At 34.1% G+C, this 19408-nt stretch carries 14 protein-coding genes; 7 read left to right on the top strand and 7 right to left on the bottom strand.

Features of this window, described 5'->3' with window-relative positions:
- Positions 1–27: 27 nt before the first annotated feature.
- Together ACFSTE_RS22025 and ACFSTE_RS22020 are read right to left on the bottom strand one after the other, a co-directional pair.
- Complete coding sequence (locus ACFSTE_RS22025; RefSeq protein WP_176030884.1) at positions 28–1320, bottom strand: HlyD family secretion protein; 1293 nt, start codon at positions 1318–1320, stop codon at positions 28–30.
- 24 nt (positions 1321–1344) lie between these two features.
- On the bottom strand, positions 1345–3549 hold the full coding sequence (locus ACFSTE_RS22020) for a peptidase domain-containing ABC transporter (RefSeq protein ID WP_378254027.1): 2205 nt from the start codon (positions 3547–3549) through the stop codon (positions 1345–1347).
- A 678-nt stretch (positions 3550–4227) separates the two neighbouring features.
- On the opposite strand from ACFSTE_RS22020, the gene pfkA reads away from it, so the two are divergent.
- From pfkA to ACFSTE_RS22005, 3 genes are all read left to right on the top strand, one after another.
- Complete coding sequence (pfkA, locus tag ACFSTE_RS22015) at positions 4228–5214, top strand: 6-phosphofructokinase (RefSeq protein WP_176030882.1); 987 nt, start codon at positions 4228–4230, stop codon at positions 5212–5214.
- A gap of 44 nt (positions 5215–5258) precedes the next feature.
- Entirely contained in the window at positions 5259–6260 is a 1002-nt protein-coding gene (gene gap, locus ACFSTE_RS22010) for a type I glyceraldehyde-3-phosphate dehydrogenase (protein ID WP_176030881.1), read from the top strand.
- Positions 6261–6335: 75 nt separating this feature from the next.
- Positions 6336–7187, top strand: coding sequence for a BadF/BadG/BcrA/BcrD ATPase family protein (locus ACFSTE_RS22005; protein ID WP_176030880.1), 852 nt, complete (start codon positions 6336–6338; stop codon positions 7185–7187).
- Between the two features lie 57 nt (positions 7188–7244).
- Here the strand turns inward: ACFSTE_RS22005 and ACFSTE_RS22000 are convergent, their stop codons facing one another.
- The 5 genes from ACFSTE_RS22000 to ACFSTE_RS21980 form a co-directional block, all read right to left on the bottom strand.
- Positions 7245–7829 carry a DUF4202 domain-containing protein gene (locus ACFSTE_RS22000; RefSeq protein ID WP_378254030.1) on the bottom strand — a complete coding sequence of 195 codons (585 nt, stop codon included), beginning with the start codon at positions 7827–7829 and terminating at the stop codon, positions 7245–7247.
- A gap of 203 nt (positions 7830–8032) precedes the next feature.
- The gene (locus ACFSTE_RS21995) at positions 8033–9496 is read right to left on the bottom strand and encodes a S41 family peptidase (RefSeq protein WP_378254032.1); all 1464 of its coding nucleotides are present in this window, start codon (positions 9494–9496) and stop codon (positions 8033–8035) included.
- Between the two features lie 155 nt (positions 9497–9651).
- The gene (locus ACFSTE_RS21990) at positions 9652–10941 is read right to left on the bottom strand and encodes a carboxypeptidase-like regulatory domain-containing protein (protein ID WP_378254034.1); all 1290 of its coding nucleotides are present in this window, start codon (positions 10939–10941) and stop codon (positions 9652–9654) included.
- A 280-nt stretch (positions 10942–11221) separates the two neighbouring features.
- Positions 11222–12631 carry an ATP-binding protein gene (locus ACFSTE_RS21985; RefSeq protein WP_378254036.1) on the bottom strand — a complete coding sequence of 470 codons (1410 nt, stop codon included), beginning with the start codon at positions 12629–12631 and terminating at the stop codon, positions 11222–11224.
- A 196-nt stretch (positions 12632–12827) separates the two neighbouring features.
- A complete protein-coding gene (locus tag ACFSTE_RS21980; RefSeq protein ID WP_176030875.1) occupies positions 12828–13361 on the bottom strand; it encodes a hypothetical protein in 534 nt (177 codons plus the stop codon).
- A gap of 369 nt (positions 13362–13730) precedes the next feature.
- Between ACFSTE_RS21980 and ACFSTE_RS21975 the strand changes: the two genes are divergently transcribed.
- From ACFSTE_RS21975 to ACFSTE_RS21960, 4 genes are all read left to right on the top strand, one after another.
- Positions 13731–16037 carry a hypothetical protein gene (locus ACFSTE_RS21975; protein WP_378254038.1) on the top strand — a complete coding sequence of 769 codons (2307 nt, stop codon included), beginning with the start codon at positions 13731–13733 and terminating at the stop codon, positions 16035–16037.
- Between the two features lie 60 nt (positions 16038–16097).
- Positions 16098–16550, top strand: coding sequence for a type II RES/Xre toxin-antitoxin system antitoxin (gene parS, locus ACFSTE_RS21970; protein WP_176030873.1), 453 nt, complete (start codon positions 16098–16100; stop codon positions 16548–16550).
- Between the two features lie 2 nt (positions 16551–16552).
- Positions 16553–17008, top strand: coding sequence for an RES family NAD+ phosphorylase (locus tag ACFSTE_RS21965; RefSeq protein WP_176030872.1), 456 nt, complete (start codon positions 16553–16555; stop codon positions 17006–17008).
- A 186-nt stretch (positions 17009–17194) separates the two neighbouring features.
- On the top strand, positions 17195–19270 hold the full coding sequence (locus ACFSTE_RS21960; RefSeq protein WP_378254041.1) for a M13 family metallopeptidase: 2076 nt from the start codon (positions 17195–17197) through the stop codon (positions 19268–19270).
- The last annotated feature ends 138 nt before the right edge of the window (positions 19271–19408 follow it).

Raw genomic sequence — 19408 nt, 5'->3', positions numbered from 1 at the left:
GATCGAAGGAAGCCGAGATGTAGTTATTTATTGGTCCATTAATTTTTTAAACTGATAAAAGAATCGTTCGATAAGTCTCAGATCTTCTGTAATAATTTCAACAACACCACGCATCTCTTGTTTGAATTCAATTTCTCTGGAATAAGAAGTAACTAGTTTTTCGGGAAGTTGCACATCGATAAGGTATAAACCATCTTTATTAGGAAGCAAGGAGATATTCTTAACAGTGCCTTGAAGCATTCCAAATTCATTATCAGGATAATTTTCTAACTTGATATTGGCTTTTTGTCCTACTTTTATTTTTCCTGAATTCTGTGATGGAGCCTTTATTTTTGCCAGATAGGAAGAATGTTCTGATGGAATGATAATAAATACAAGATCACCAGAGGTTACCGTTTGATTTTCTGTCCAGAAATTGAGAAAAGAAACCCGTCCGTTGATATCGGATTTTAAGACATATTGTAATTCCCAGTCTTTGATACTCTTTTTTAGCTGATCAAAAGACTGTAACACTTTTTTGAAAAGGTTGATTTCTTCTTTTCGTTTATTGATTTGCGTTCCTTTAGAGGTTTTATTGGCGTTGCTGATGTTTTCTTTTATTTGCGACAGTTGTACATCGTTATTCTCATAGTTTCGCTTTGCTTGCAGGTGGTCCAACTCCTTGTTTTCTAATGTTTGTGCAGAAATAACCCCTTTTTCAAATAACTTTTTTTGACGTTCTAATTCCCTGCGCTTGAAGTCCAACTCTGCTTTATTGATTCTCTTTTGCCCTTTTAAGCTCTCATACCTGCGATATAGTTCCGATAATGATACCTGGTTAGCAATTGCTTCATTGGAGAAAGGTTGTAATTCTTTGTTTAGCAAGTATTCCGAATAACTGTTTTCAAAAACAGCGAAAGTAGTTTCAATATCTCCCAAAAAGAGAACCGGTATCTTATCGATAGGGAAATTGAAATCGCTATTATTGAGTTTGATTGTATCTATAATTGATTTTAAAAGAAAGACATCTTTATAATTAGCTGTATTTCTGAGAATAGCTAATGGAGTGCCTTCAGATACGATCTGATTGTCTTTGACCAGAAGTGTTTCGATCTTCCCTGTAATTTTGGCATATTCTTTTTGTGGTGGGATTTGCGTAGTTATAATAGCTTCGGCAGGAATAACATCTGGATATTTGATTAGCCAGGATAAGAAGAAAACCAAGAGTAATAATACCAAGATAAGCGCATTTCCCCATCGGATCATCCAATGTGGGACTTTGGTAAGAATTTCCTGTACTTCTTCACTTCTCAGTTGTATGTCATCTAATTGATCCGGCATAAATTAATTTTGTATATAGCGTGATTAACTTCCTAGTTCTAACTGATTCTTAACTAGATTAAAATAACTTCCTTTCTTTTTTATAAGTGTTTGATGGTCGCCTATTTCTACAATAGCTCCATTGTCAATAACTACAATTTGATGTGCATTTTTTACGGTACTTAATCGATGAGCTATAACCATAACAGTTTTATTTTCGAAAAACTGATCTAGTTTTTTCATGATGATTTTTTCATTATTGGCATCCAATGCAGAAGTAGCCTCGTCAAAAAACAAGTATTTAGGGTTTTTGTAAACAGCGCGAGCTATGAATAATCGTTGTTTTTGTCCAGTACTAAGCCCTACACCTTCCATTCCTATTTTTGTATTGTACGATAGGGGTAGTGATTCTATAAAATCTTTAATGTTAGCTACATCAACAGCATGGGCTAATTTTTTCTTATCGATAAATTCTTCTCCAATAGCAATATTATTAGCAATAGTATCATTGAAGATATATCCTTCTTGCATCACGACTCCAAATTGATCTCTCCAGGCTTTTTGAGAGATATTAGAGAGGTCGTATGGACCGATAGAAATACGACCGTGATTTGGTTCATAAAACTTCAATAGTAGTTTCATTAAAGTTGTTTTTCCACTTCCGCTGACTCCTACAATGGCGGTGATTTTATTTGCCGGAATGGATAAGTTTAGGTTTTTTAACACCGCTTTATCTGAGCCGACGTATTTAAAATCAAGCTCCTCAATTTCAAACCCTATATCATCAGGAAGTTCATGGATTTTATCATCTCCAGGTTTTTCTTCATCTTCTTTATTGTGTATTTCCCCTAAGCGCTCCAGAGAGATTTGTGCATCCTGTAGTTCTCTCAGGAAATCAATCAATTGACTGATTGGGGCGTTGAGTTGCCCGACTATAGCTGTAATTGCGAGCATCATCCCCAGTGTAATTTCACCATCAATCACATATTTAGCAGATAGGACGGTGATAAGAATATTTTTTAACTCATTGATAAAAGATGATCCGACACTTTGATATTGTTCCAGCGCAAGCCCTTCTACCGATATTCTGAATAGTTTAGCCTGTACGAATTCCCAATTCCATCGCTTTCGCTTCTCGGCATTGTGCAATTTGATTTCCTGCATTCCATTGACTAACTCGATTACTTTGCTTTGTTCTTCACTAATTTGTGAAAAACGCTTATAATCTAACTGCTTTCGTTTCTTAAAGAAAATCAATATCCAGACAAAATATAAAATACTCCCAATAGCAAAAACACCAAAAATTGATAGACTGTAAAAAATAAGAACAATGCTAAAGACAACCAGATTGACAAGAGAGAAAAGTACGCTTAAGGACGACATGGTTAGAATTCGTTCTATACGTTTGTGATCGTTAATCCGTTGTAGTAAGTCTCCGGTCATTTTTACATCAAAATAAGAAATCGGAAGACTCATTAGTTTGATAAAAAAATCGGAAATCAGGGAGATGTTAATGCGTGTACTGAGATGCAATAAAATCCAGCTTCTCAGGATATCAATCAGTGTTCTACCTATAAATAAGGAAAGCATGGCAAAAAGCACCAGATATACAAAGTGAATATCCTGATTTTTAATTCCTACATCTACAATACTCTGAGTAAGGAAAGGAGTGACAAGCTGTAATAAACTACCTGCAATTAACCCTAAGATCAATTGAGTGATAAAAGACTTATACTTAATAAGGTATTTAGCTATAAATTTAAAACCGAAAGTTTCTTCAGATTCATCGAGTGTGTCATTATAAAACTTGGGAGAAGGTTCTAATAATAAAGCGATTCCTTCAATGGTTTCTTCTGTTGCATTTTTTCCGATCCAGAATTGAATGAATTCGTCCTGAGAATAGGTAATCAGTCCGTGGGCGGGATCCGAAATATAAAAAGAGCGTTCCCCTTTTCGGTTGACCTTAATCTTATATAAAACGACATAATGCACTTTATTCCAATGGAGGATGCAGGGGAGTGGGACTTCCTGTAATTGATGTAATGCAATTTTTACCCCCAAAGATCTGAAACCAATACTTTCTACAGCTTCACTTAAACCTAATAATGAACTTCCTTCTCGGGTGGTTTCACTTAAGTCCCGTAAACTTTGCGTGTTGATTGTTTTCCCGTAATGTTTTGCAATAATTTTGATACAAGTAGGACCGCAATCTTTTGATTCAGCTTGTTTGTAAAACGGAAATTTAGGCATTAAATGTTTTTATTAAGTTGATTTGGTGTGGGGATTCATTCTTACAAAGAAAAGTATTTTTTTTAATTTTAATACGGTTCTTGTTGATTAATACAATCCTCACTCCTTTTTAGGAAAAGATACGAAAGGAAGGGATTTGTTACCCAACTTCTTCGTGATTTTTAAAAAACAACGTTGAATCCTTGCTTTTTTTACGGCAAAAAAATACTACAGGAGTTAGTAAAACCTTATGATAACACGTAAAAAAAATGCCATAAAATGATTTTGGAAATTAATATTACTGATCTTTTCCTGTTTTCTGAATATCGTCTCTTTTTTCTGTAGTTTAGTTTCGAGAATTTAAAGCGTCTGTTTTGAAAAAAACGGTTGATAAAACCTTCCTTTTTTACAATGATAACCGGTTGATTTCTTAGGAAAAAAAAGACGGGATATAGTAGGATTACGATATGTGCAAAAAACTAAAAACACTGGTTTTATGAGGGTTGTTGTGTTTTTTGTAATGAAAAAACAAGAAATTAATAGTTTGAGAAGTGAATCCTGTTTTTTTATTGAAAAATAGTCAGTTAAATAGTTAAAAAAAAGGCAAATGCGTAATTGTTGTTGAATTTATCAACCGAAAACGTTTGAGTTTTTTTTCAGATTAGGTTATTATAATCAATAGCAATAGTTTTGGTTTCAATGACGAGAAAAGTTAAAAATATTGGAGTTTTGACCTCAGGAGGTGATGCTCCAGGAATGAATGCAGCCATACGATCCGTAGTAAGATCTTGTACGTATTACAATCTTCAATGTTTTGGTATTCATAAGGGGTATGAAGGATTGATAGAAGGTGATATACGTGAGTTAAATGCCCGATCTGTACGTAATATTATTAATAAAGGAGGTACGTTTTTAAAATCCGCCAGATCTCAGGAGTTTAGAACTCCGGAAGGGCGAAAAAAAGCGTATGATAATTTAGTGAAATACGGTATAGATGGCTTAGTCGTTATTGGCGGAGATGGAAGTTTTACCGGAGCCTTGAAACTCTCGGAGGAATATGGTTTCCCGGTAGTAGGAATACCAGGAACCATAGATAATGATATTAATGGAACGGATTATACCATTGGATATGATACGGCACTGAATACAGTAGTAGACGCCATTGATAAGATCAGAGATACAGCAAGTTCTCATAATCGTTTATTCCTTATTGAAGTAATGGGGAGAGATGCAGGAGATATTGCCCTGAATGCAGGAATAGGAGCAGGAGCAGAAGAAATTCTGATTCCCGAAGAAGATATGGGAGTTGACAGACTGATTGAATCGCTGAAAAGAAGTAAAAAATCAGGAAAGACCTCTAGTATAATTGTCGTTGCAGAAGGAGATAAATCCGGAAAAAATATTTTCGAATTAGGAGAATATGTAGAAGAACACTTAAAGGGATATGAAGTACGAGTTTCCGTACTAGGTCATATTCAGCGAGGAGGAGCTCCAAGTTGTTATGACAGGGTGCTGGCTAGTAAATTAGGTGTTGGAGCTGTAGAAGCACTGCTAGCAGGAAAAACCGAAGTGATGATTGGAGTTGTTCATAAAAATATTACAGAGGTACCCCTGCGAACAGCATTAGAGAAAAAGAAGTATAAGCACGATAAATTAATTAAGGTAGCTGATATTACTTCGATATAAAATTAACCACTATAATAAAAAAAACCACTTAAAAAACGTAAAGTATGAGTAAGTTGAAAATTGGTATTAACGGTTTTGGAAGAATAGGAAGAATTGCTTTTAGAATTGCTTCAAAACGAGAAGATGTAGAGATTGTGGCAATTAATGACTTGTTGAATGTAGAGCATTTAGCATATTTGTTACAATACGATTCTATTCATGGACGATTTGACGGAACCGTTACTGTAAAAAATGGAGATTTTTTGGTAAATGGAAAACCCATACGTGTTACTGCAGAGCGAAACCCAGAAGATATTAAGTGGGATGAAGCAGGAGTGGACGTGGTTATGGATTGTACTGGAATTTTTACAACTTTGGATAAAGCAAACGCACACTTAAAAGCTGGAGCTAAGAAGGTGGTGATTTCTGCTCCTTCTGCAGATGCGCCAATGTTTGTGATGGGAGTAAACCATCAAGATGTAAAACCAGAAGATACGATTGTATCTAATGCATCTTGTACAACAAACTGTTTGGCACCCTTAGCCAAAGTAATCGATGATAATTTTGGAATTGAAGAAGGATTAATGACGACGGTACATGCTGCTACAGCAACACAGGCGGTAGTAGATGCTCCTTCCAAGAAGGATTTTAGAGGAGGTCGTTCTGTCTTGAATAATATTATCCCTTCTTCTACAGGAGCTGCAAAGGCTGTTGGGAAGGTAATTCCTAAATTAAACGGTAAACTGACAGGAATGGCATTCAGAGTTCCTACTGGAGATGTATCTGTAGTTGACCTGACAGTAAAAACAGAGAAGTCTGTATCTTATGAAGAATTAAAGTCGGCAATCAAAAAAGCTTCTGAAAATGAATTAAAAGGAGTGCTGGCGTATACTGAAGAAGATGTAGTATCTCAGGATTTTGTTGGAGAATCTCATACATCTACATTTGATGCTAAAGCAGGAATAGCACTTAATGATAACTTTTTCAAGTTGGTAGCATGGTATGATAATGAATACGGATATTCATCAAAATTGGTTGATTTATCTGTACATGTTGGAAATATGTAATTAATAATTTGTTATATTACTCCGAGGTGTGTAGCTTCGGAGTTTATTTTTTTATAACATTAAAAAATATTGTAAATGATCTTATTGGCTGATGGTGGTTCTACAAAGTGTGATTGGATTCTTCTGGATGATGAGGGAGAAATTGTATTTAAGACTCGAACGGAAGGGTTAAATCCCGCTGTTTTTGATAAGACGGTATTGGAGGCAAGAATTAGGAATAATAAAGAACTAATGGCTCATAAGGATACCGTAAAAAATGTTCATTTTTATGGAGCTGGATGTGGAACAGAAACTGCAATAGCGTTGCTTAATGAAGTATTTCGGGATTTTTTTACAGTTGCAACGGTAGATATCAAAGAGGATATTGTGGCAGCAGTATATGCCGCTACGACAGATCCTGGAATTGTATGTATTCTGGGGACAGGTTCTAATAGTTGCTATTACGATGGAAAAGATATCCATCTGCCTATGGAATCCCTTGGGTATATCATAATGGATGAAGCAAGTGGGAATTATTTCGGGAAGCGTTTAATTCGCGATTATTATTACAACCGAATGCCTAAAGCGGTCGCAACTGCTTTTGAGAACCGTTTTGATCTATCGACTAATACGGTTAAGAACAATCTGTATAAAGAAGCAAATCCAAATGCGTATTTGGCCTCATTTGCAGAGTTTATCTTTACCAGTGAGCGCAATGATTATTTTTATACAATCGTAAAAGAAGGTATTGAAGATTTTGTACAATCTCATGTCTTGTGTTTTGATAAAGTAAAAGAAGTACCTGTACACTTTATAGGTTCTATTGCGCACTTTAGTGAAGATATTATTAAATCAGTATTGACTCCTCATGGAATAACATTGGGAAATATTGTACGACGACCTATTGATGGTATTATTGCGTACTATAAAAATCAAGTATTGAATTAATTGATTTCTGATAAGACCTTCAGAGGGAATAACATATAAAGAAATAGCTTTAAGTAATTAACTTAAAGCTATTTTTATTAGGTGTAGTCCTTTCTCAGAGAAACTGAGTTTAAGAGCAGCTTCATGTCCTTTTTCAGACATTTTATTCCATGTTTTTTGTAAGATAGAAACAACTTTTTTCTCCTCGTGTTTAGCAATAAAAGGTTCGTAATAGAACGCTAAAAATACTAAGCAAATGACATCTTCCAATAGCTGGCTTTCCGGATCTTTTTTTAATTTCTTTTTTTGTAATAAAAAAGAAACCCGGTCTATAACATCCTGAGTATATCCTACTTTTTCTAAAATATCAGCAGCTTTGGTAGCATGGAACTTTTTTAATTCTTCTCTCCATCTCAGGTATCCCACCCGATCCATTGGATAACTGTCTCTGGGGATTTCCCATCTGCATATATGCTGACACCGGCAGGCTAGCTTTACCGCTTCTGAGGCATCCGGCTGGAAGGAAGAAAGTGTTTGTGTCATTCGCTGACCATAAATTAATTCTTTAGGAATTTCTTTCCCTTCAACAATTTCTTGATTAGGGTCTTTTGCATTTGCCTCATCAAATAGTTGATAGGCTGTTTCTAGAAGAGATATTGACATTAAACCGTATATAATTACTTAAAAAAACAAATGTACATTTTTACGCAAAATATTAAAAATAGGAGTTCTTGACTAAGGAACATATTCCCAGATAAAAGAAACACTAGTTCTAATATCATAGTGTAATAAACTAATTAAAGGACCAATATATAAAAGCGATTGTTTTCCCGTTTGTAATACTTCATCTACTTCTTCCTAAGTGTTTAGGGAGCTTTGGGGGAAATCAATCGATAGATGTAGTCCAGTTCGGGATCAGTTTCATCCAGGATATGTCTAAGGGTTGTTTTGATATATCTGTCTGGCGGAATTCCACTTCCTTTCGGGATGGTGGTATCACGTACATAATGATTTGTTTTTATCATATACAACACCATGCGAATCGAGGAGTTAGGAAATTGGTAAGATACCGGATATTCTCCATTATGATGATAATAAGCGCCTCCTGTTTCTTCTCCTATAGTTATAATTTTTTTGTCATTTTTAGCGAGTAAAGCAAACGAAGCAGCAGTAGCAAACGTGTTTCCGCTAGTAAGTACATACACTTTTCCCGAGAATGGATGTTGCTGCGGAACCATCATGGTTTCCATATTGTCAAAATTTAATTTCCATCCACTATATACGGGGTGATTTATGAATTTATCAGTTAGAAATTCTTTTTCTGGCAAAAACACTTTTTGCACGTATTTTTTTTCTGGAATACTCAGAGAAGTAATGTAATCATTAATCCGTTGTTTAAAATATGTTTGTGTGAGATAAGAATACAATGTAATAGCGTTTTTACGCATTCCGCCATCATTTCTTCGTATGTCAATGATAAGATGTTGTACCTTATTTTTTTTAATTTCTTTGAAAATATTCGAGATGTCTAGTTCGAATTTATTAGGATCGATCTGAAAAGAGTTAATCGTTAGAATAGCAGCGTGATATTCTTTTTTATAACGAATTACAGGGAGTTTATTTTGAATATATTTTAGTGAGTAGGCGGCTTTTTCCTCTTGATGAAAAGCTGCGAAATTCGAATTTCTTTTAAACGCTCTGTGCTTTATAGTGGCAAGTTTATCAGCTGATATAATGGCGGTTTTTTTTTCTTTTTCAGAAGGGGGGGAGTACTCAATTACAAATTCTTTCTTAAACCCAAACTCATACGACAGAAGTTGTCCAAAGTTTTGTTCTATTCCCTTCATTATTTTGGTAGTATTAATTCCATCATTAGGGATGTATTTTTTTAGTCGGGTAATAATTTCTATATCACTATTATCATGTATACGATGTATTCTGCTACCTACAGGAATATCAAATTCTCCTGTATCTGTATATAATTGCCTATCGATGATTTTGATAAGTAATGGAAAATGTAGCTGATGATTACTAAAATGTTTGGGTGGGAATAGTAATAAATGACCATCATTGACCTTGTCAGTTATAGAGAGCATCTTTTTATATAACTCTAAATCGGTAATCGTATCTTGTATCGTACGTTTTGTTTCAGAAAATAACGTAGCAATTTCTGTCTCTGAGATATAGTCGTATAAACCAGGATGCCCCTGCCTGAGAATATTTTCGAAAATGGTCAAATCAGTAATTGCTTTTTCTGGGGTAATCTTTTTTTGAGCAAATAAAGATGTATTAAGCCCTGCAAAAAACAGGATAAGGTGGCGTAGCTTCATAATGAATAAAGAAAACGTTTCTTTTTAAAGACGGTTGAATGACCAGTGATATTACAGGTTCCCTTTTGTAAAAGTAAAAAAAATAAGAGTACAATAATTTGTACTCTTATTCGGATGGTTAATTACTCGTAAAAAAAGATTTATTTAGAGTTTCGTTAATTGAGTTTTCTCAATTGTTTTTTTATTTTTTTAATTACTGATTCTATAGGTCTTTCAGGCTCTATAACATTATAATCTCCCCAGAACTGCGGATCAGAAAAGCCAGAGGCTTCATCACTGATTACAACTGAAGATTTTAATCGTTCGCTCGCTTTTAAGAAAAGATCTTCCTGGTTTTTCTTCCAGTCTGTAATAGCTAATTCCACATTTAATTTATAATGTGAATTAAAGAGTCTCTTCTTCCAGTTAATTTTAAATGCAAGATCTATTTTTCCATATCCGTAATACCATTTTCCTGCTTTCTCTCGATAATAGATATCATAAGATACTTCTGTCGGATATACTTTGGCACTTCCTGGTTTCTTTTTTACAAACATTTTACTGGCTTTTTCTTTATCAGAAAGATTTAGGCTCAAAGTAGCCTTTGTTAACGCCATTGTTTTAGCATCTACATATAATTTCCCTCTGTATAACAAGTCTTTGATATAGGGGTGTTGTTCAAAATTTAGGACATAGATATCCCGATCGTTAATTTTGGTGGTTTCATCAAAACTGAATCGGTAGTAATTGGTTATATCACTGGTTAGTAAGAAATCAGTGTTTTTTATAAGGTCGATATAAAGACTGGTGGAGGGACCTCCCTGTAACTTGATCGCCAATGTATCTAATTTTTTATAATCAGCACTTTTCCTTGCTCGATGAAGCTTGATCATATCAGGTTTGGTAGAAGTGTATGGATTTTTATAAATCTCTACAACTGCTTCTGAAAGTGAAACATACGTTCTTCTTTTTTTTATAGATTCTCTGTAAAAGGCTGTCATTATTGTATGATCCCCAAAGTAGTTTACTCCTTTCTTTTTGATAACAGCTCTGATAATTTCTTCAGGGGTGGAGGGAGTAAGATTAACCTGAGACAGTTCAGTTATAGAAGGAATCAGATAGATGGTATTCTTTTTTTGGTTTAGAGATGAAAGAAGAATTTTTTTATCCTTGAATCCCAGATGCGATATCAAAACTGTATTTTCAGCTATTTTTTTAGGGACTTTTAATAAAAACTCCCCTTCTTGATTACTTATAGTCGAAATATTCGTGTCTAATAATGAAATAGTAACAGAAGAGATGGGTTTTTTAGAAGAGTGATCAATAATATAGCCCTTATAAGAATCGTAATTAACTGTTTCCTGAAAAGCAGAGCTTTTTGAATATGGGAAAAATAGACATGTTATTAAAAAATATAAAAGAGGATAGGAGGTGAAGGAAACGGAAGGATTATTGTAGTTTTTCATCTGCATGTTTTTTTTAAAATAGAAATGTACTCCCTGAGTACTTATGACTATGAAGGGAAGTATTCTCTATTGTATTAGTACTATAAAAACAGCATCCTTTTGTTTTGGATAAAAAGGATTACTACAATATAATGATTTTTAGTGGTTTATCTAGTTTTTTGTCATAAAAATACTACCTGAATATTACCTTTTTTGTAAAAACAAGTAGTCAATCGGTTTTTTTATGCGATCACAGATATTTTATAGCTGATTATGTCTTAATAGGTTATGATATAGTTTGTTAGTAGAATTGATGATAATCAGAAAACCAGTTTTTTAATTTTATATTTAGAATCTCAGTGGTAAATGGTTTTGTAATATAGTCATCCAATCCTTTTGCGATGAAGCGTTCTGCATCTCCAGGGAGTGCATTAGAAGTTAGAGCAAAGATAGGTGGGACATTTTTGTGATTCTTTCGGATAAGTTTAGATGCTTGTATTCCATCAAGTTGTGGGAGATTGATATCCATTAAGATCAAATCATAAACCTCTTCCTTAAAGGTTTCTACAGCCTCCCTTCCTGTTTTGGCAACCTCTACGGTACATCCCAGGTATTTTAGTATTTGTTTGGTAACGAGTATGTTGGTTTCTGAATCTTCTACCAATAAAACATGTAAGTCAAACTTAGTTATGTTTTTTTGTGAGGTTGTTTTAGAAGATATTGGGGCAGTAGGTTGATGAGGTGCTGTATGAGCATTAAAAGTAAACCAAAAAGTACTGCCTCTGTCCAATTCACTTTTTACACCTATTTTACCTCCCATAAGGCTTACCAGTTTTTTGCAGATGGATAATCCTAAACCGGTTCCTTCACCACTATATATTGTCTGATCATCAAATTGGCTAAAACGACTAAATAACCTTTTTTGGTCAACTTTACTAATACCGATTCCCGAATCGATGATCTCTATTTTTACCTGTAACTGATCTTCCTTTTTAGAGAGTAGGGACGATTTAATTTGGATTGTGCCCTCTGAGGTGAACTTTATGGCGTTCCCAATTAAGTTAGAAATGATTTGAGTTAGTCTGTTACTATCGACCAATATATAGTCGGAAAGTGCTTCATCATATTCGGCATGAATGTCAATTCCTTTTGCTTTAGCAGGGGCAAGAAACAAGTTTACATTTTGATTAATCAGTACTCTGTAATTGACAGATTCTGGTGATAAAACGAATTTACCTGCTTCTATTTTAGAAAGGTCTAAAATTTGATTGAGAATGTTTAATAAGTTAAGTGAAGATTGATGAATGGTCGTGACATATTCTTTTTGAATACTACTTAATTCAGTATTCTTTAGCAATAAGTCTATCATCCCAATAACTCCTACCATAGGAGTACGGATTTCGTGACTCATATTCGCAAGGAAGTCCTGTTTGAATTTAGAGGTTTTAAGGACTTGCCTGTTCTTTTGTTGGAGTTTATCGAGGTTTCTCCCTCCAAACATAGCAAATATTCCCAGGAAAAAAGGAGCTGTATCAATAATGTACAGCAAAGAGTTATTTTTCTGAACAAAAAATATAGATGACCACGAAAAATCTAACCCAAGTTTGTTGATTTCTATAATGGTAGCTAATATAGGAAATCCACAACCGAATAATATTCCATATAAGGTGTATTTGATCGTCGCAGATTTATAATATACATTTTGACTCATAAGCATCTTCCCGGTTAAGTCTGTTAAAATGATATATATCCCTGATTAGAAGAAGTTGGGGGCGAATTCTAAAGGGATTTGTTATTACAATATAATATTTTTTTTATAAGAGTTTGTCGGTGAGTTTTTTAATTATAAAAAATCCACGACTTTATGCCGTGGATTGTACACAAATAACCTTACTTTTTTGTGTTTATTAACCTTTGAAAACTATTTTTCTTAATTTATATCCTTCGATTTTAATTAAGTATGTTTTAGGATCCATATAGTTGTGGATATAGTCATCAATTTCTCCTTTATCCAATAGCCTTCCGGATAAAGTATATAGACTGTAGGTCAATCCTTGAGGAACCTCTTTTATATCTTTAAATGTTTTATTATCTGTTGTTTGCTGACAAGTAGAATCAGCTAGGAATCTATTGATAAAAGTTATTCTTCCTTGCTCGTCTCCTTCTAGTGTAATTGTTGCTGACTCATCCGTGTCGATAATCCCATTTCCTGTTAAGTCTCCTAGGATGATAAGACAAGCATTTCTAACTTTAATTCGTACGCCATTTTCTATGTGTAAGCTTTCCGTAATGAAGATTACTCCTTCATCGGTATTTTCATCTAATCCGTCAATAACAGTATCTTCTGTAACGGACATTAATTTACTTGAGATATCTATTTTTACATTCGCAAATGCTATGCTGGTAAAAAATAATAATAGTAGGGGTAAGGTTGCTTTCATAGGTTTCAATTTTTGTTAGATTTAGATTCTTTTTTAGTAAGTTAAAACTTACATAACAATGTTTTTTATCGTCGTAAAGTTATTAATCATCGACAAGATACAAAAAAAATACGTTAAAACCGTAATTTATTGCTAAGATTTTTTTAAATAAATTGAATTTTTAAGAATTCATTCTTTCGAAAGACCAGTGTTTACTAGCTGTATGAAAGATTCTGTTTTTTTAATATTTCTTTAACAAAAAAATGAATTTTTATTCATTCTAGATAATTGGTCGTTAAATAACTGTTTTTTAGAGAGCTAAAATATAAAAGTATTTTATGCGCTTTTATTTTTTTAGCTTTATACTATAAATATCGATAAACTAGAGGAATGAAACGAACAAAGTTATTGTTGTTTTTTCAACAATTTAGCATTTGGTTTAAAATCTTGTTAGGAGAGTTGATGAATAACTTAATCAGCCTGGTGCTTATTCTTGCTGTATATTTGACACTATGGCATTTCCCTCAGACAATTGATTTATTATTAATATTAAATCAGGCAGATGCCTTTTTTCTGGAGATTCCTTTATATTTTGTATTGCTTACAGCAGCTGCTTTTTTAATATGGAATATCCCTAAGTATTTTTACTATCATAATTATAAAGATATATCGCTAGCTAATTTAATAGGGTTTATTCCGAATCAACATTATCGATTTCAAAATCGTAGTGGTTTTGCCAGTTACTCATATATCGCAAGAGTTCATATGCGAAAAGTGGTTCCCAGAATATTAGGGACTTTATTATTAATTATATCAGCATTGAGTATTCTACATGCGATGAAATTATTCGGGCTTGAAAATATGTATACTTCTTTTTTAAGCCCTGAGGTATCATTGATGATCAGTATATTATTTTTATTATGCCTGTGTGAGCCAAGATTGTATAGGCGGTTTCAGAAAATGTTTTTGAAATTACCAAGAACAGATATTGTTGTTTTGGCAGTGTTGATAGGGTTGATTGTTTTAATGATCTCCTTAGGGAGTTTGAATACGCAAGCCGAAAAAGATTTGGGAAAGTTGTTTCTTTCGAATTCGGCTTTGGTTTTATTCTTCTTTCTATTGTCATTTAATAGTTATCGTTTTTTGAAAAAATTTCCCAATAAGAAGTTTTATGGAGCTATTTTGGCTGCAGGTTTTCTCATCCTGTTAGGGTTTATAGTACTTAATTTTATACCTGACTGGGCAAGTATGATTAATCCATTGACCGTTTTAATCTTATCACTTTTAAGCCTTTTTATGATTTCATTCATTTTGATTCTTATTGGAAAAAAAATAAAACTTCCCTTGTTGTCGATGAGTTGCTTTTTATGCTTTCTCTCCACTACTTTTTTTACCAGTTCCTCGACACATTATCAGTTAGAGTTAAAAGATACAGAGGTGAAACGAAAACCAATGGAAGCTTATTTTTATCAATGGATACAGAGTAGAGAGCACTTAATACAGGCGCATAAAGAAAAATTTCCGGTGATTATAGCTTCGGCAGAAGGGGGAGGTTCCAGAGCAGGTTTGTGGTCTTTTCTGGTACATAGTTATTTATATGAAAAGACTAAAGGAAAGTATTTTGAGGAACATTTGCTGTCTCTTACGGGAGCCTCCGGAGGAAGTGTAGGTAATGCGATGTTTTTTGCGACATCCAAAGAAGCCAGTGATGAAGAAAAGCTTGCCACCTTCAAAGCGCAAGAAAATATGTACGGACTAAAGTATAAAGCAAGTCAGGTGTATAAAAAGAATTATTTATCAGCATCTATTCTCTCTTTTTTAGGTAGAGACTTGTTTAAAATGATTACTTCCCTTTTTAAATTTCAAAACAGAGGGCAACTCTTGGAAGAGCAGTGGAAAACATCTCATAGAAATTATTTTTCGGAAGAAGGTATTGAGAATAGTCTTTTGGGACAAGAGTTTTTATCTTTCTATAAAGACATTAGCAGCACTATACCTGCCCCTCCATTATTACTAATTAATACTACACATACTCAGTCTGGAAATTACAATGTGATTAGCCCTGTGACATACGACCACCTGCGCCCTCTAAGCGGAATGAATGATTTTCTGGGAAATTTACAATATAGCTATCCGGATAAATCCATTGCATTATCAACTGCCATGCGGATTAATGCAAGTTTCCCTTATGTGACACCTGTAGGAGAAATAAAGCAGCTGGATGAAGAAGGGAATGAAGTGTATACAGATCAATATGCAGATGCAGGATATTATGATAATATTGGAGGAAGAGTTTCCAAAGGAGTAGAAGAAGTATTTATCACAGTGTTGCAAAAATCTTTTCCTTCTTTGGTAGACAAAATTGAGATAAAACATCTGGTTATTGCTCATAATGAGAAAAGAAAAGCCATGAAGAAAGCTACCCAGTTATCGGCTCCTTTAACTACGTTGCAAAATGTGAGAATAGGCCATACAAAAGAAGCGATGAATAAATTGGGAAATTCTTATGCGGTGACCTTGACTCCTCAAGCGATTGTTCCGTATATAAAAAAGAGAAGTTATGGGAGACATAATGAATCTGATGAACGAATGATTACTCCCGTATTACCAGTAGGAAGATATTTATCAACCATTGCAATACGATCAATGGAAGCCGCCTTAGAACGAGTCAAACCAAAACTGGATACAATTTTATAAAATATTTTACGACAATTGTCGTTTTATTTTGTATTTTTGTCTTAATAAAAGTATAAGGTTATGGGAGCAGTATCGCCGTTGGACATGTTTAGCTTAGAAAATAAAGGAATGTTGAGGTATCTGAATATAGATATACCACTTAGGAACATGTATGACTTTATTGAGCTATCCAGGAATGGAATAGATAAGAAAGCATTATTACATCTGGCTAAAACAATTGATTTTGATATTAAAGAATTGGCGCAGATACTTTATTTATCAGAGAGAACCATTCAGCGATATGATCTTAATAAAAAACTAAGTACAGAGGCAAGTGCCAAGGTATTACAGTTAGCTAAATTATACGCAAAGGGAGAACAGATCTTTGGAGATCTGAATAAGTTCAAAAGCTGGATGGAGCATCCCAATGTTGCATTGGCAATGAAAAAACCTAAAGAGTTATTGGATACTACTTTTGGTTTTCAGTTATTAAATGAAGAACTAATACGAATCGAGCACGGAATTTTTGCATAGCAATGCAGGTTTATAGAATAGCTAAGAATAAATATATACGAGATCTTACAGGAATAGGAGCAAAAACTGTAGGAGGAAGGTGGAACCCTAAAGGTGTTGCAGTACTGTACACGAGTACCAATGCGGCTTTATCCGCTTTAGAAGTACTAGCACATTTGCCGGCGGCATATTTTCCCAACGATATGGAAATAGCTACTATAGAACTTCCTGATGAACTTATTACCGAAATTAAAATAGAAGACTTACCTGATAACTGGAATGAAATACCTCCTCCTTTGGAGGTTCAAAACTTTACGATGAGCTGGATTACAGATAATACACATTTGGGACTAAAAATTCCTAGTATTATTATTCCTAAAGAACAAAATTTACTGATTAATCCGGAACATCCGGATTTTAAACAGGTAAAACTAATAGATGTGGCTCCTTTTTCATTTGATACCCGCTTACTACGTTAGACGTCCTGGAAAGACAATACATTAGATAATTGATAGCAGTAGTTTGAGGATTATCGAAATGCTTTTTTGCAAAGAGATTAGGGAAAAAAGCAAAAAATACGGGATATAGATGGTAACGAATTGATGAATCTTACGTCTTAGATAATAATAGGCAAACCTAAAGATAAATAACCAAAAAGTATAAAAATGAAAAGTACTTATTATTTAGCTGCTTTTTTACTGGCATTTGTTGGGTGTAAAAACGAAACAAAAAGTGAGCAAGTAAAGGAAGAAACAGCTACAGTAGCTCAAACAGAGAAAATCCCGGGGATTGTACTGGAAAACATGGATACTAGTGTAGACCCAAAAACTGATTTCTATAACTATGTGAATGGGAATTGGATGAAGAACACTGAAATTCCGGAAGATAGAACCAGGTGGGGAGGTTTTGGAGTATTACGTAAGAAAACAGATGATGATGTATTAACGATCTTAAAAGAAGCAAAATCCAGCGGAAAATATAAAGAAGGAACAGATCAGTACAAGGCATTATTGATTTTTGAATCACTAATGGATACGGAAGCTAGAGATAAAGCAGGAGTAACTCCATTAAAACCGGCGCTAGATAAAATAGCAGGAATAAAAACAATCGCTGATCTTCAGAAAGTATTAGCTACAGAAACAGCAGTTTCAGCTCCATTTCTGGGACTGGTATCTTTTCCTAACCTTAGTGATAGTAATGTAAATGCTCCATATATATCTACAGGGGGCTTAGGCTTACCAGAAAGAGATTATTATCTGGATCAAGATGAAAAGTCTAAAGAAATCAGAGGGCAATATGTAGATCACATCACAAGAATGTTGCAATTTATAGGAGATACCGAAGAAGAAGCAAAGAAAAAAGCAGCGGTAATTCTTGATATTGAAACGAAATTAGCAGCTCCGAGATTGGATAAAGTACAAAGTAGAGATACTCGTAATTTTAATAACCCAAGATCCATCGCAGAATTGACTAAAATGACTCCTTCTGTTAATTGGAACGATCTAATCAAAGACCTTGGTATCAAAAAGACATTAGATACCGTTATTGTAATGCAGCCTAAGTATATGGATGCTTTAGAAAATGTATTGAAATCTACACCAATTGAAGATCTTAAAACGGTGATGAGATGGTCAACACTTAATAATTCAACAAATTCACTGTCTACAGAAATCAATAAAGCAAATTGGGATTTTTATAGCAAAACATTAAACGGGGCGATTAAGCAACGACCATTGGAAGAAAGAGCCTTGGCAATTGTTAATGGTACAGTAGGAGAAGCAATAGGACAATTATATGTAGATTCAAAATTCCCTCCAGAAGCCAAAGCAAAAGCAGAAAAAATGATTGCTAATGTTATCAAAGCATATCAAAAGAGAATCGAAGTGCTAGAGTGGATGAGTGATAGTACAAAAGCGAAAGCAATTGAGAAACTGGATAAGTTTACCGTAAAAATCGGATATCCAGATAAGTGGGAAGACTACTCAAATCTGGAAGTGAAAAAAGGGAACTCTGCTTTTGAAAATATGATGGCTGTTTCTAAACGATCTTTCTTAAAAAATATGAAAGAAATAGGAGAGCCGGTAGATAGAACTAAATGGGGAATGTCTCCGCAAACAGTTAATGCGTATTTTAATCCGTTGTTTAATGAGATTGTATTCCCAGCAGCGATTCTACAACCACCTTTCTATAATTATACTGCAGATGAAGCTGTTAACTATGGAGGAATAGGAGCTGTAATAGGACATGAAATATCACATGCTTTTGATGATTCGGGAGCTCGATTTGATGCAAATGGTAATTTGGCAAACTGGTGGTCCGCAGAAGACCTGAAAAAATTTACAGAGAGAGGTAATGCGTTAGCAGAGCAGTATAGTGCTATTGAAGTACTGGATAGTGTGTATATTAATGGAAAGTTTACTTTAGGAGAAAATATAGGAGATCTAGGAGGGGTTCTAGGAGCATATGATGGTCTGCAAATGCATATTAAAGAAAATGGGAGACCAGAAAAAATCGATGGGTTTACACCTGAACAACGATTCTTTATGTCATGGGCAACTGTATGGAGAACTAAAATAAGAGAAGATGCATTGAGAACTCAGATAAAAACAGATCCGCACTCTCCAGGAGAGGTGAGAGCAATACAACCACTACTTAATGTGCCGGCATTTTATAAAGCTTTTGGGATCAAAGAAGGAGATAAAATGTATTTAGCTCCTGAAAAGCGCGTAAATATTTGGTAGAATACAGTATTCTAACAATACATAATAAAAAAAGAGATGATTTTTCATCTCTTTTTTTATTATTTTAATTTTAACGGTTTTGGTAAATAAATCTCATGTAACAAGGAGATATTTGTAGGTTTGTTCATGTTTTTTAGT

Origin of the sequence: Aquimarina hainanensis (genome assembly GCF_042684685.1) — a bacterium.
In the GTDB taxonomy this organism is placed as follows: domain Bacteria; phylum Bacteroidota; class Bacteroidia; order Flavobacteriales; family Flavobacteriaceae; genus Aquimarina; species Aquimarina hainanensis.
This window is presented reverse-complemented; position numbering and strand designations above follow the sequence as displayed.